A 14,294-nucleotide genomic window follows, 5' to 3' on the forward strand; every position below is an offset into this window, starting at 1 on the left:
AACGCCGGGTGAAAGCTTCTGCCTACGGACAGTTCCCCATAGGGCAAGGTCGGTTCCCTGGAAGATGTCCGTGGACGCTCTACAAGCGCTCACCGCGCCTTATCTCATAGCCGTCGTATTTTTCGTACCAGAACGGCTTGGCAATGTCCTCATCCAGGAAGAGCGAGGTGGTACCGGTCTCTGGGGTAATGGGGTAGTTGCCCCTGGGTTGACCGTCAACGAGTAGAACCTCGGCCTCCACCACCTTCACCGTCTCATCGCGCAGATCAAGCTCCAGGAGAAATCGCTTCCAGTGAATCCTGCACTTCATCTCATAGGAGGGATCCATGAGATGATCATACTCACCAGGGCCTGGAGGCTGTACGTCCTGGTACGCACTGTCCACGGGCGCCAGCGAGTGCTGGATCAAGGCCCACACCTGCTGCAGGATCGCCTCATCCTGCTTGAGGAAGCGCTTGGCGCGGCATCTGCCTGACGGCGTGTACCAGCCTTGCTCCTGGTAGACTTCGGCGAAATGCGTGTTCGTGCTTGGGCAGTACAGGTCGAAGTCATAGGTAATGGCGCGTTGATCAAAGAATGGTTTTTCCACCCAGACGTCAACAGAGCGTAGGCCGCCCATACAGACCTCGACACAATACGGTCGCGTAATCCACACCTTCATACGGAACCCCCTCTGGGCAAACGAGATCGACTGAACCTGGCCTGGATCCTGCCTGGGCGCTCCCACTGTATAACCCTATTTCGTCCGAGATGGAAGGATCCTCGCAGGCAGCCTGGGTTCCCGGCCTCCTGTATTTCATCAGCAAGCAGCCCCCTCTCTCAATAGTCGTGAAACCCGACGCCTATAGGCCAAGCCCAACCCCAAGGGAAAGCTCCAGCATCCGATCACCTACAATACTGAGCACCTCGGCGGGCAGGGTGGCCTTGGCCATGATTTCAGCCGCGTGCCGATTGCCCGAAATCCGCCGCCAATGACCCTCGCCGAAGATCATCGCATCCACCATGTGTTGCGCCATCGGGGTATCGACGTCCAGATCGTGCTGGCGGCGCAGCTTGGAGTCACAGAGAATACCCAAGAGAGCATCAGCCAAGGGCGCTTTGAGCACCTCTGGAAGCGCGTCCAAGGGCTTTGGCCGCCAGATCAATGCAGAACCATCATCGACCACCACCTTGCTCTCAATCAGTCCTGCAAGCGCTCTGGCAGAGTACCCACCCTTGATGGCGCCTGGGAGCACGTAATGCGCATTGGCGAACCATACCTTGAAGAGCATGACGCGAGCCCACTCGCGATAATCTTCGGAGATTTGATTGCCCGCCAGGAAGTTGAGGTGGGTGCGAAGGGGAGCGGGGTCGATGTCAGCGAAATCCGCCATCAGCCGAATGGGCAGGGTGCCCATGGCTACGTTGACCTTTGCCTGTTCATCCACATTGTTGAAATCCACCGGCATCTGGCAAGCCAGCCGAGTCAGCCACGCACTGCGCGCTGTGTCGCTGCCAAGGGTGTCAAGGTAATCTACCAATCGGCCATGGACTAACGACAGTGCTTCAAGGGAATAGATGTTGGAAAACATCAGCGCCTTGCCAATCTGATCCTTGGCGCCGTCCTGGTGTGTCGGGTTCAGAAACTGGGCCAGCAGTGCGTCGCTGCTGCCGGTGTACAGGTGGTTTTCCCGGTAATCGCGATAGCCACGCTCATGCCCGTCGCGCAAGCTGAACCCCAGGCCCAGGTGCACCGCACTGCAGGTGATTTTCCGGTAATCGTTCGGCTCATGCTCGGCGGCGCAGTTCTGCAGGGCCTCGCGCTTGTATTTCACATGGAAGGTGAGTGCATTGATTTCTGTGGGGTTGAGCGGGGCCATCCGAAACAGGCGATTGACCACCTCCTGCTGGGCAGAAGTCGTAGCGTCGAAAATCAGGTCGATATACAGGGGGAGGAGGCGACCATCCTCGGTAATGCCTCTGAACTCGGTGGTGGAGATCTCCGTGTGCGTCAGCGACATGCCCTGCAGGGCCTCCAGGCGCTCCACCCACTGACCCAGGTGTTCGTACAAATGTATCACGTTGACCTCGATGCCCAGCCTGGAAGCCAGAATGGCAGTGGTCTTCACGCCAATGACTCCCACCTCGGTTTCGAGGATGTAGCTCGCCAGGACTGGATCGTCTGCCTGAATCTGCTGAAGCACAACGGACAGGGTGTTGCGGCAGTTAATATTCGGCGTGCGGTGATGATCCCGCATGAACTCAAAAAAGCCTCGATGTCTCAGGTCATCGACTGGCCCGGTCATTAGCTGGAATAACGGCTCAAGGGCCATGGAGGTGAGCAAGTGCTGCTGGAATAGCCTGTCGTAGTCGCTGCGGATGGGATTCATGAATAAGCTCATCGAATTCTAGTTGCTTGGGTTGGGCCAACTTGGAGGAATGCCGTCATCACAACCCCAAGGCGTTGCTCAAACTCTGCTCCCGCATTTTTTCACCTACGACTTCGAGTATGCCGGGTGACAATGTCGCTTTAGTCATAAACGCTGATGCCTCATCATGCTCACTGATTTGCCGCCAATGCCGGCGCGTCAGGATTCTGGCATCGACAATGCGCTGGGCAATGGGTTGCTCTGGTATGATTTTTTGCTCGGTGCAAAATTCGGAATCACATAGACATCCTACGATGACGTCAGCATACAGTCTGCGGATACTCTCTGGCAGCTTGGTTGGTGGCACAGGAGCCAACTCATAGTTGTTGCCCCTTGATCCAATAATACCCTGCTCAACCAGGGCGCGTACCTTTTCCTCAGGATATCGCCCCAGCATTCTGGATTTTTTCAAGCGCACCGGATCAGAGAAACAAACATCAAAGATCATCCTGCGCAGAGCTGACTGGAACTTAGGCAGAGGATCATCTTCATTGAGTTGCTTGATCAATGCCACGAAGGGGGTGGGATCACGCTCGGCGAACTGAACGATGATTCGCACCAGGAGCCCGCCTGTCTCAATATTGATGAGGAATTTTTCGTTATACCGAACATAATCCTTCCGCAGTCCGTTCGCCAGGGAGGTTAGCCAGGCTGAGCGTGCTGCGTCAGTCGTCCTGGAGTGAAAGAAGTCAAAGAGATGCCCATGCAGCATGGCCAACGCATGTCGTTCTTCAACGTCCGCAAACAACAACCCTCTTCCGAGATGTATCGCCGCATCTTCACACAACTCAGGAACCAGAAATTTTGCAACAATGTCATTGGTATATTTTTCATCGTTGAAATATCGCTGCATCTTTTCTGGATCAAGTCGACCTGATAACCCCAGGTGAATGGCACGCTCTGCCACTGCTTGCTTGTTATCACCGCCATATTGCAGGCGCAAGGCGTTAAGCGCGCCCTTGCCTGATTCCTTGCACAATATCAGGGCATCATAATCATGGGTATCCAAGCGGGTAATATCGAACAGCCTCGTCACCAGCGCTTTTTCTGCAGATGTCCCCGCTTTGAAAATGATATCAAATACTAAGCGGGGTATACGCGCATTCCTTGATATTTCGTCTTGGCTTTCAATAGACGAAATGTTCTGCTCCTGCTGCTCCTTAACTTGCTCGGCTTCCAGGCGTTCAACCCAGGATTCTAGCCTGTTGAATATCGTTGAAAGTTCATAATGAATGTCATGATCCTCAGCAAGCATGGCCACTGCTCTCAATCCGATTGTTGCAAATTCGTTTTCAACGATCGTGGTGGCCAGCGCTGGGTTGCCAATGGCAATTTCGGCGATCACTCGCTTTAGAACGGGATAGGGGTCGCACATGTGTCGACCTCTATTCTCCCGCATGAAGCCAAAAAAGCCATGCTGTCGCAGTCCCTGGATAATCCAAGGCTCTGCGTTGAACCGAGGCCTTGCAATGACGTGCTCCACCATTCGATCGGTGAACAGGTGGTCATAGTCTGGGCGTTTTTCCATCATGTCGATCTGCCGCTCAAAGTGATAGGTCGGTTTCGAGCTTGCGGGCCATCAGGGACTCCGAGGCTTCGAGAAGCTTCCGTGGAATAGTGACCCTGAGCAAGGATTTTGCTGCCAAATCATCGCTCGCAATGCGCAGTATGTGATTAGGGGTCAGCACGTCCAGATCGATCATCTCCTGAAGCACCTTTGTGGTCATGTTGTTGCCGCTGCGGAATCGGGCGCAGATGATACCGCAGACAATGTCACCCATAGGTTTAGCCAGCGACCGGGGTAATACCGATTTATCGAGGCGTGGACAGCACCAGCGAACGTCTCCCTCTGGGTTCAGGTCATCGCTGATAACCTGCTGCAGCCCATGCTCTTGCAGCCGCTCAAAATAGCCAGGGCTCACCGCACCAAGCAAATCTTTCTCCACTGCGGTTTCACCGACATTGAAGATCCCAAGCTTCAGCACTCGCATCAATGCTTTGCGGTCATAAGTTTGCTCGTCTTCAGGGGTGTTGACTGCATTCGCCAGCTCGTTGAGGCCAGCAGGCGATCCTTCGAGGGCGGATTGGGCAATGCACCGAACCACAGAGCGACACGCTTCTATGTTGAAGTCGCTGTCCCAGGTGTCAGCCATGACTTCTTGCATGAAGGGGCTCATCTCTTCGGCACCTGGTGGCTTGACCAAAAACTTGAGCAGGCCGTGTGCCAGGCCGCTGCAGAACTGATCCCGCTCCTCTGCGCCAAGGTTGGCCAGGTGGGTTAACAGCGAGAGTTCGAAGGCAATGCGCCTTGCAAAATTGCTATTCACAAAGGGGTGGACGTACCACGCCAGGCATTCCCCTGGATCGAAAGAATCGATTCGCTCGAAGCACAGCAACTTGACCAGCTTGGGGCATTTGACCAGCGAGCCCATGTCGGCGGCTTCGAATTTCTCAAGATCCAGGACGTCTTTCATGGCCATCGCGATCAATTGATTCGGCGCATCGGTCTCCTGCGACCCGGTCGTTGATAATGACCAGGTTTTTTCGATCGCGGGACGGTAGCTTTTATGCAGCCTCAGCGCCAGAACATCGGCGGGAAGCAGAGGGGCTTGGACAAAGTAACTCTTCAGTGCAGCCTTTTGAACGGGTGTATTAGCACCCAGTGCAAAATCCATCATCAAGGTGACATAACGGCTAGGGCCCACCTTGAGGCCATATGTGCGCTCCATCTCCAGTACTCGACTGCGGTCAGGATCTGGCCCACTGTCCATGCGGCGAAGCCGCGCTGTCCAGGCAGGCAACTGCTTGTAAACCTGCTCAAAATCTAGCCCGACGTTGTTTTCCGCCGCGACACGCAGGGTGGTCTTGAGTCCTACGTTGGGGATTTGCTCGGTCAAGATTTGCTTGCAAAGTTCAGGCTCCGTCAGGTTGAGTCGCCCAATTACGTTTTCAAATGCCCGCAGGTTGAGAGTGTCGACAAGCCCTTTCCCGTGACGCAGCGCATAGAAGAAAGGCCAGCTCGTGGGCGCTGAAACGTAGGCCCTTACAACACTTGGCCCCGAAGTATTCATCGCCAGCCTTTCTTCCTTGAACAAGCTGTCATAGCCGGGGTTTTCTAATGCGGTGTACTGCCCATAGCTCATAGCCCAAGATCCTCCGACAGGGCATCGGCCATAATGCTTTCATTTTCCCAACTGATGGTGCGCATCAGTTTTCGAGGATCCTTTTCAGGGCAGACGGGATTTATGGCCAATTTCTCGCAGAGCCGCAGGGCATATTGCTCGTCCACGTCTTTCAGACTTTCCAGGTACAGTTTGGCCTTGTCAAAGCTGCTGGCGTGCTCAACCAGGAGAAGGCTGTAGTCAATGGTTGCCTGCCTTGCCTGCGTGAAGTCGGAAGTCAAGCTCTTCGCGCTGTCCAAATAAGCTTCGTCGGCATGTATATCCGGCACGCTACACTCACTGATATCTCTGAAATAGTCCGCGACTGCGTAAGGCCTGCGTCCGGAAGCTTCGAGGTAGTAGGGTAGGCGGTTTTCGAATAACAGCAAAGCTGCCTTTCCATGTTGCCCCGCAAACAAGGCATCAAACTTGTCGTTTTCCAGGCACATGATGTGCAGGATCGCGCCTCTTTCTGCAATGCTCGGTTTGTCCAGCATCAGATCGACCATGTCCAGTTCTGCCGCCCGATCCCGGATCTTCACGTACTCAGGATCCTCCTGGTAGGCCTGCTTGCTTTCCAGCAGCCTGGGCAGTGTGTGGCACATGAATTCTTCATTCATCGAATCGTTGTTGATCATGGTGAAGAAGGTTGTCGTGGGCAGAATCTCTATCGGAATATGCGGGGCAATGGTATTGACTTCATAGGGATTATAGGTGTCGCGGAAGCTTCGGCTGAATCGACCACCCTGAATCGCCTTGTCCAACAGGAACATCGGGCTCTTACGGCAATCGCTGGCGATGATTTTCAAGAGGCCTACAGTCTTCACGGTCGTGTATTCAGCCACCGCAGCCTGCAGCACGGAAGGCATCTTGTCATCCGTGAGGTGCAGGTGATCAAGGCTTTTGAGCGTGGGCCACACCTCGTGCTTGAACGCCTGGTAAGTCGCCCCGGCGCCGCCTCTGCACCCCAGGTAGCGCCCGATCATGGCCATCAGGAACTCATTGCCCACCAGCTTCGTCATGCGGCAAGTTTCAATGGCAGCCTCGACAAAGGGCAGGAAGAGTTCGCGTTTGAGCTGGCTGACGTCGCTAACCAGCCTCAGGAAATCCTTGATCTCGAAAGCATCCAGGGCAGGGCGGTAACCTGCTTCAAAGAGTGCTTCCAGTTTTTTTGGCAGGTTCTCCTTGATGCAATTTTGAGCAAATGGCATCAGCAAATCGCAATTGTCCGTCATGTCGATGCAGGCACGCATCAGCCCAAGCCTCAGGAGGGCATTGGGTACCGACAGCATAAACTCCGAGAGCATCAGGTCATAATTGCTCCATTCGCTGGCCCACTGGGCCAGCACTTTGGGATCGTTGATCCCCAGGCCCTTGTTGAAGGTCAACTGGGCGTCATCCAGGGCTGCCTGCAAAATCCTGTCGACTGCTGGCTGGGTGCCCTTGTCAAGGGCCTGCTTGTAGGCCGCCAAGTGCGTCTTGCAAGTACCCCGCGCCTGCTTGAGCAGCGCCTCCAGGGAAAGCTCCATGTGTATCATCGTTAGCCCAACTTGAAGTAGTCTGCTGCAGGTTGATCATCCTCCCTGAGCGACTCCTTGTCGACCAGGGCATTTTTGAAGCGCTGCACCAGGGCAGTATCCGAAGCATGATTGAGCTCTGGTTCCGGGCGATCTATGCCACTGAGGCCCCAGGGCAGAGCAGGCTCCCCAAAGTCGACAACCACGTCATCCGTTTCAGGCATGTGGGTCTCAGCCTTCGCTGGAACCGCAACACGCGGGTCACAGAGTACCGATCGGTCAACCCCAGCAAAGCGCTCCAGATCGCAATACAGCAGGCCTGGATCATTGTCGACGTAGCGACCTGCATAGGCAAGGCCATTGAGCTCAACCAGTGCTGGGCCCTGGTCGGTCAGGCAGAAGTCGGCGACGTAGGCGGGCGCCACATGTCGATGCTGCTCGGCAAATGCATGAGCAAATTGACGGACTTCATCGGGCACCGGGCTGTGATCATAGTCCCGGTATGCCGACATGCTCGACACTTCACCATTCACGATGAAAGCCCGGTACTCGCCGCGATGGTCGGGCTCGCGCAGAATGTTCATGACCGATGAGATGATTACCCCTTCGCTCAGGTCAATCACCTTGAAGTGACCCTTGACCGGCCCTCGGTAAGGGCAGTCGTAATCAGGGTACTTGTGCAGCGCCACCACTTGCTCTGCCGGTAACTTGTTCACCTGGCCAGCAAGGGAAGGGAAGTCCCTGGTGATAACACCTGCTGGCTTGATCAGTCCGTTCAGCTCCAGCGATGATCCCACCACGTGGTGCAAAACAGACTTCTTGACACTTTTCAGAAACAGCGGGGTGACCAGGTCTCCGGAATGAAAGCTTGCGGAAAACAAGGCCTGGCTCATTTGAATGACCTGGCGCTTGAGGAAGAATTCGGGGGAGACAATATGATTCGGCCACTGTTCCACCTGCCGCTCATGACCATTGGACACCAATAAAGGGAATACGCGCAGCTTGTCAGGCAATGACGCATCACCGTAGAGGCGCAACACCAGTGGTGTCGACGGATCCAGCGCCGCTAGCTCGCAGTTGGTGTCCAGAATGGGCTCATCCACCTCATCCCCGAGGAACGACGGCTCCGCCACGACTACATAGGGAATCTTCAGGGCCCGGCACGCCAGGATTTCCTGAGCCCGTTCGCGACGAATGCAGTAGTCCAGGTCTTCGTTGCGAAATTCGTTGTACCACGTAGCAATACCCAGACTTTGGGCTAGGTCTTCACGGGAAGATTCACTGAACACGACGAGCATGAGGCAACCCTTTTATTCTTGTTATATTGGCATTATGGCATTGGAGCAGCAGGGCTTTACAGCCCAAGGTCAGTTTCCAGGCATTCGCTTCTGACGCTGGCTTTGGCATGTTCAATCAATCGCACCGGATCGATGGAAAGGGCCCTCGCGAGGGTGTTCAAGCCCTTCGCCGATTTGATATGCGGGGCGTAATCTGAGGCCAAGAGGATGCCCTTGGCATGTAGATCAGCGAGTGCTGCCCGCAACTGCCAGTCCCCAAGCTGCCTACCGGCGTCAGGATTATCGGGCTGGTCAGTCACGCGGGCCATGAGGGCGCCCAGCATTGGCAATATCAGCGTGCGCATCGCTTGCGCCTGCTCAGATGTAGAGAGATAGGCCAGCAAGGTCAGGGCTGATCCTCGGCTTTGCAGATCTTTGAGGGTGGTGCGCCGCGCCAATCGGCGCAGAATCTGTTCATGGACTTGCTGGCGCAGCTTGACTGGCAAATGCCCATACAGCACCTTCGCGCCTTCGACACGTGGCCTGGACAAGGACGTGCGGCTCATCTCGTCCCCATACAAGCTGAGGACATGCTCCGGAGTCAGCAGGCGTGCCCGCAACGGCGCCATTTTTCGATGCTTGAATAGGGTGTCTATCAGATCAAATCGCCAGGAAAAGAGGTGATTCCTGACGAAGACGCTAAAGCCGGAGCTTTGCCCCTGCGCCACATCCAGCAGGGCGCGAATGGAGTAGGGCTGGCGGCTCATATACGGCGCACAAGCCAGTAACACACCGCACAACTCCACATTGCGCTCGCGTAGCGGGTCATTTTTCAAGTGGGTGCGCGCAAAAGGCTGAGCATCCCCGGCATTGAGGTAAAGGCCTTGGGCGAATGCCCGGTGCACCAGGTTCCCATTGATGTCGAACAGCCCGGTGATTTCAGTATCGGCGAGGTGGTACAGGGTGGCATTGGTGTACCGCGCCAAGGATGCTTTCACTGGCTCAGGCTCGAACATGACAGGAACGCGGCAACGCACATCAATGTGAGCAGGGATGCATTGCGCTCCATCGCACAGGACTCGTCAATTTGTGCAAGGCTTTCGAACGCGGCTGTCGTCTGGAATGTCTGGTCGATGCGCTTGCCTGATGACAGGTTCTTGCCCAATGCAGGAAAACGGTTGTTGATACTCTTGAGCATCAAGGTGATCCAGGCATCCAGCGTCGGCTGATCTTCACTCAAGATGCAAGCAATGCGCTCCAGTGCGATATTGCGCTCATCAATACCGCCACCCAGAGACCCCATCATGCAGGGGACGCAGGCTGCCGAACTGAAGATGAGGGCGATCTGGTCTGGGTTGTAGCGCTTACGCAGTGATTCGCCAATAACAGGGTCGTACGCCAAATGATCACTGAACAGAATGCGACTCATCAGGAAGGAGAGCATTGAGCGCTCCTTCCCACCCATATGGTCGGTTGCCAGAATCGAAAGCCAATCGAATCGCTCGTCGAGAATCAGCGTTTTGAATTGCAGGTAAGACAAGCCATCTGGCCAGAAATAGGCGCGTAGCATGCTTTCTGCGATCCGAGGCTGAACTTGACCATCTTCTCGCCGCTGAGCGATCTCTTGCAGCAGAACGGTTCGCCAGTCGCAACCATGTTCTTGGGAAAAAAAGCCGGTTTCATCCAGCGCAGGTTCGATCGACGATGACATGAGTTGCACCAAGCATTGATGAGCCGAATAGCGACAATATTCGGCTCACGGAATGAGCCGAATACAGTGGGCGGCGCCGGCTGGATGGAAAGCTGCGGGCGCCTGGGCTTCCTTTGCGTTAAGCTGGCACCGAAATGTCTTCGACACCGTAGAAATCTGATCCCGTTCGCTGCCAGTAGCTGACGGTGAAACTGCCCTTGTCGCTAAACCCCTTCATTTCGTACAGTGCATGCAGATCGACGAAAAAGGTTTTCGGCAGCACAGTGTCGACGTCACCCGAGAAATCGATTTCACTGATCAGCGCTGCATCCGCAATTGGCAGGGCTTCCATCCACAGACCTACACCGCCAATGACAAACGCTTCGGGCACACCCTGCACCATGTCGATGGCTGCCTGCAGCGACGGTGCAATTTCGGCACCAGGGATGTACTTGAGCTGGGAGCTGACGATGATGTTACGCCGCCCTGGCAGCACACGCCCCATGGAGACGAGTGTGTTGCGGCCATAAATCACAGGGTGGCTGTACGTGGCGTTCTTGAAATTTTCCAGCTCTTCCGGGTTCTTCCAGGGAAGGGCGCCGTTATCTCCGACCTCACCATTCTTACCAGTGACCAGGATGAGGTTGATTTTGGTGCGGGCAGTCATCGTGAGCTCCAAAGCGAAAATCAAATCAAGGGGTAGTGGTCGAGTTGCTGGTTTGTCCGGGCATCCAGCAGGCGCTGAGCCATCACCATCGGGTTGATGGCGCGCATCATGGGCGGGACATAGCCGTTATTGCGGAACGCCAGAAGCAACTCATCCACCACTTCATGAGTGATCCCCTCGGCATCCACAACAATTTCGATCAGGATGCCCTCGTCATGGTCGTTGCGCAGCTCGAAGCTTTCTTCACGCAACAGTCCCATCAAATCGATCAGCGAAGGCGTGACCGCAATCCGCTGGCCAGGCGCCTGACCCAGTTCAAAGGCCGCCAGGCGAGCAGCCTTCAATTGTGCGGTAAGGATCCGTATGTCATAGAGCAAATCTTCTTCCAGCACCGGCAACTTGACGCGCAGTTGCTGCACCTCGATGCCCTCCTGATCGCTGCAGAACCAGAAGCGATCCGGAGTCTCCTCCATGATCAGATTCACGACCCTCATCACGTCATTAGCGCGTTCATCTCGCGGCAGTTCGATCCACATCACGCACACTCCAAGGCAATTTTGATCATTATAATGCGCTCGAAGCCTGATTCGGAATGACGCTCGAATTGCGCAGCAACAGATGCTGCAACTGGGGATGACGACCTTCGCCTGTGGTGACCGAAGCACCCCTGACAAAGCCCATGTCGAACAGCGCCACAGCCATCTCCACAGGTAAATTCGACAGTTGATCCAGGGAGGTGAAGCTCTGGTAGAACGCGGTTTTCGCCAGGGCCATCTCGGGGGATTTGGCAGCCAAGTGCTGCCGCACCTGATCCTGACCAACCTTCTCGTACAACTGCTTCATGTGCTTGATGAGGTCGCCAACCCCGCGCCAATTAAGCTGCCGCGCCAGGCTGCACTCATGCCAGACAACATCCGTGCGACCCAGTGCAAGCCTGGACTCAAATGACAGGTCGGTGCTCCAAAGACTTTTGCGTGTTTCCGCGCAGCTCGACGCGCCAAGCCTGCCAGCAGACAGATTGTGCGGGGCAAACAGTTCACGAGGCAGGGTCTGGATCTTGAGTTGGCGGTTATCAACATCGCTCAGAAAACCTTCCAGCGCCAATTCCAAGCGTGCATTCAATTCAGGCAGGTAGGTGCGCAGCGCCATTACCAGATCAACAAAGACCTTGGCCCGGTAGGCCTGCTTCAGAACAATGCGCAAGCTGACAGCAGAAATGCCTGCTTTCGATTCAATCTGATTCAGCGCCATCACCAGAGACGCCGGCTGCCAGCGGTAGGCTGCGATGCAAGCAAACAGCTTGATATAACTCACGCGCCAAGATGAAGGGGCGGGGCTGGCTGGTTTCATGGCCATCAGCAGGGCCATGACCTTTTCCAGTGGCATTCCCCAACTGCAGAAACACAGAAACGCCATTTCGTGAGCGACTTCAAGGGAGGAGAGTGCGAACCAGCTGTAGCGATTGCCTGCCAGCAAGGATTGCTTGAAAGCTGGCAACTTGGTGAGCCTGAGCAATTCGACTTCAAGCGCGGGCAAAGCTTCGTTCTGCGCCACTGTGCGCGGATCGATACCGCGCAATAACTCACGAATTCGTGACTCTATGTCCCCAGGGTTGGCAGCAGGCTCGGCAGGCATGACAGTGATCTTGTAAACTTTTCACCAATATACCATGAAATCAAATCTAAACCATCGTCATAGGTCGAGTGAATCATCATCCTCGGTTCGCCGCTGCGATTCGACAAAGGCTTTTCCGTCAACAGTCAAGCTAAACGAATGTTCGAGGCGCCCCATAAAGGCCTCGGCACGGGCCACGATCTCAGTCGCCAGCCCTTCGCGACGTCGAGCACGACTGACGTAAATGTCCTGGATCTGGTTGCCCAGCACATGCATGCCAGCCACCGGATGACCGTCTTCCAGGATTTGAAAACGAATACCTGTCCCCCTGATGACGGTAAAGTCTTCCTCGATCTCCACTGCATCACATTCATAACCATAGGCATTCTGCAGCAGCGGGTGGTTGCTGTGAAAAAGCAGCCGCGCCAACGCCGAATGGCCGTATTCATCATGGCTTTCCATGATGGCATGTGGGTCATAGGCTGGCACTAAACCATCGGGTGTGAAGAAGAACTCAAAGCCAGCGGTTTGCAACATGTACACCTGACCCTGGGCCGTGTCACTGCGATAACAGGCCCAGTCAGGGTCGCTGGCCACGTAATCTTCCAAGGTCTCCTCTTCATCAAGAAGCCCATCCAGGTCGCAGGCCGCGACAAACTCGGCAGGTTGAATGCGTGTGGCGCTTGCGATCAGGCTGTTCCAGATTTCCCGGCCATATTCAACTTTCATCTGCAGGCGGTCACACTGGATCGCGTATTGATTCCGTTTATTCATCACAACCCCAGCTCTCGGATAAGGACGTCTTCTGATAATTTAGGATAGCAATTGAGCCAGCGATCTCGCATCACGGATTTCTCGATCAGCTTTGTAGCTTGATCGCGACTCAATTTGCCCAGGGCAGCAGCAAAATCTGGACGGGCTTCGTACTCAGGCAACACCTTGTCGAAGTGGGTGTAATGAAGCAGGGTGTCCAGGGTGTCGGCCAGCTTAGCCCCTTCAACAGCGGTCAGGCGCCTGAAGCTATCCTCGATGGCCTGCACAAGGGAGGGGTGCCGCAACAGCTGCTCGGAGGCGAGGAACCACGTGTAGTTCTGCGTCGTCGGCTTTGGCTCAAGGAAACCACGAAGCACCCCCTCGGTGTACAACCGAATGAAACGCTTACATTTTGCTGGCTCATGCGTATTGGCTTGAAGGTTGACTGAGTAGCGATTCGCAAAGTCGGTGAAGCTCTGCATCCCCAGCTTTTCAAGCACCAGCGAGCTGTCCATGACTGCATTGAAAAATTTCACATCATGAGCCGGCAGCCAGGCTTTGATTTGGCGCCAGTATCCAGCCTCAGCCGCATCGAGTTCTTCTTGCTCAAAGCCATGGCGCAACAAGAAGCGCTGACGCTTGGCGTGGGCAGGGTCATTGGTAAGCGCTTGAATCATCCATGCATGCCGCACGCCGTGAAATGCCGGACAAGTCGCCGTGCCAAAACGGATGGGCTCAAGCTTTGCCATCAAACCACCCCAGAAGAGCAGACGGTTGTTGGTACTGGTGGTCTGCTCCTTGATCTCCCTGGCGGCCTTATAGTCCCTGATGTTCCGGTCGTAGAGGGCTACGATCGCCGTGGCCGCCTTTGACTGCTCCAAAAGGTCTGCCATGCGCACAAACATCGTAGGTTCCGGCAGGGTGTCGCACAGCTGACCCAGGCGTTTGGCCAGATAGAGCGCATAGTCGGTGTTGTGATTGAGGAATGGGCGATCGGCGAGCTTGGACAACGCAACCGTATCACCTGTTGTCATGTATTCAATGCAATCGAAGATCCATTCAAATCCAGCGTAAGCGTCCAAGATAATGCTCCCAGTATAGGTGCCTGACGAGCTACCCCTGGCCCCGTTCGTGCGCCAGCAGTACTCTGTTATCCCATGATACCCAAGGAGCCGGCCATTGAGCAGTCATGAGGGGTAAATCGTCC

General features: G+C 55.2%; 13 protein-coding genes. All 13 read right to left on the reverse strand.

The features are described from left to right. Positions 1-79: 79 nt before the first annotated feature. Positions 80-661, reverse strand: coding sequence for a hypothetical protein (locus DV532_RS28160; RefSeq protein WP_156675914.1), 582 nt, complete (start codon positions 659-661; stop codon positions 80-82). A 181-nt stretch (positions 662-842) separates the two neighbouring features. Continuing rightward, complete coding sequence (locus DV532_RS28165; protein ID WP_056798581.1) at positions 843-2,369, reverse strand: hypothetical protein; 1,527 nt, start codon at positions 2,367-2,369, stop codon at positions 843-845. A gap of 58 nt (positions 2,370-2,427) precedes the next feature. Beyond that, on the reverse strand, positions 2,428-3,939 hold the full coding sequence (locus DV532_RS28170; protein WP_056798578.1) for a hypothetical protein: 1,512 nt from the start codon (positions 3,937-3,939) through the stop codon (positions 2,428-2,430). A 13-nt stretch (positions 3,940-3,952) separates the two neighbouring features. Continuing rightward, on the reverse strand, positions 3,953-5,551 hold the full coding sequence (locus DV532_RS28175; protein ID WP_056798576.1) for a hypothetical protein: 1,599 nt from the start codon (positions 5,549-5,551) through the stop codon (positions 3,953-3,955). Beyond that, positions 5,548-7,098, reverse strand: a complete 1,551-nt coding sequence (locus tag DV532_RS28180) for a hypothetical protein (RefSeq protein WP_056798574.1) — start codon at positions 7,096-7,098, stop codon at positions 5,548-5,550. Before DV532_RS28180 ends, DV532_RS28175 begins: the two co-directional genes overlap by 4 nt. Positions 7,099-7,109: 11 nt before the next feature. Further along, positions 7,110-8,384: an ATP-grasp domain-containing protein gene (locus DV532_RS28185; RefSeq protein ID WP_056798571.1), complete on the reverse strand. Its 1,275-nt coding sequence runs from the start codon at positions 8,382-8,384 to the stop codon at positions 7,110-7,112. Between the two features lie 56 nt (positions 8,385-8,440). Continuing rightward, positions 8,441-9,268, reverse strand: coding sequence for a hypothetical protein (locus tag DV532_RS28190; RefSeq protein WP_162949015.1), 828 nt, complete (start codon positions 9,266-9,268; stop codon positions 8,441-8,443). A gap of 89 nt (positions 9,269-9,357) precedes the next feature. Then, positions 9,358-10,074, reverse strand: a complete 717-nt coding sequence (locus tag DV532_RS28195; protein ID WP_120715486.1) for a hypothetical protein — start codon at positions 10,072-10,074, stop codon at positions 9,358-9,360. Between the two features lie 118 nt (positions 10,075-10,192). Continuing rightward, positions 10,193-10,720: a dihydrofolate reductase gene (locus DV532_RS28200; protein ID WP_056798566.1), complete on the reverse strand. Its 528-nt coding sequence runs from the start codon at positions 10,718-10,720 to the stop codon at positions 10,193-10,195. A gap of 20 nt (positions 10,721-10,740) precedes the next feature. Beyond that, positions 10,741-11,256: a hypothetical protein gene (locus DV532_RS28205; protein WP_056798564.1), complete on the reverse strand. Its 516-nt coding sequence runs from the start codon at positions 11,254-11,256 to the stop codon at positions 10,741-10,743. A 28-nt stretch (positions 11,257-11,284) separates the two neighbouring features. After that, complete coding sequence (locus tag DV532_RS28210) at positions 11,285-12,355, reverse strand: hypothetical protein (RefSeq protein ID WP_056798560.1); 1,071 nt, start codon at positions 12,353-12,355, stop codon at positions 11,285-11,287. Positions 12,356-12,412: 57 nt separating this feature from the next. Further along, positions 12,413-13,108, reverse strand: a complete 696-nt coding sequence (locus tag DV532_RS28215) for a hypothetical protein (protein WP_156675913.1) — start codon at positions 13,106-13,108, stop codon at positions 12,413-12,415. After that, positions 13,108-14,169, reverse strand: a complete 1,062-nt coding sequence (locus DV532_RS28220) for a hypothetical protein (RefSeq protein WP_120715487.1) — start codon at positions 14,167-14,169, stop codon at positions 13,108-13,110. The genes DV532_RS28215 and DV532_RS28220 overlap by 1 nt, the downstream gene beginning before the upstream one ends. Positions 14,170-14,294: the final 125 nt, after the last annotated feature.

Source organism: Pseudomonas sp. Leaf58 (assembly GCF_003627215.1).
Classification (GTDB): domain Bacteria; phylum Pseudomonadota; class Gammaproteobacteria; order Pseudomonadales; family Pseudomonadaceae; genus Aquipseudomonas.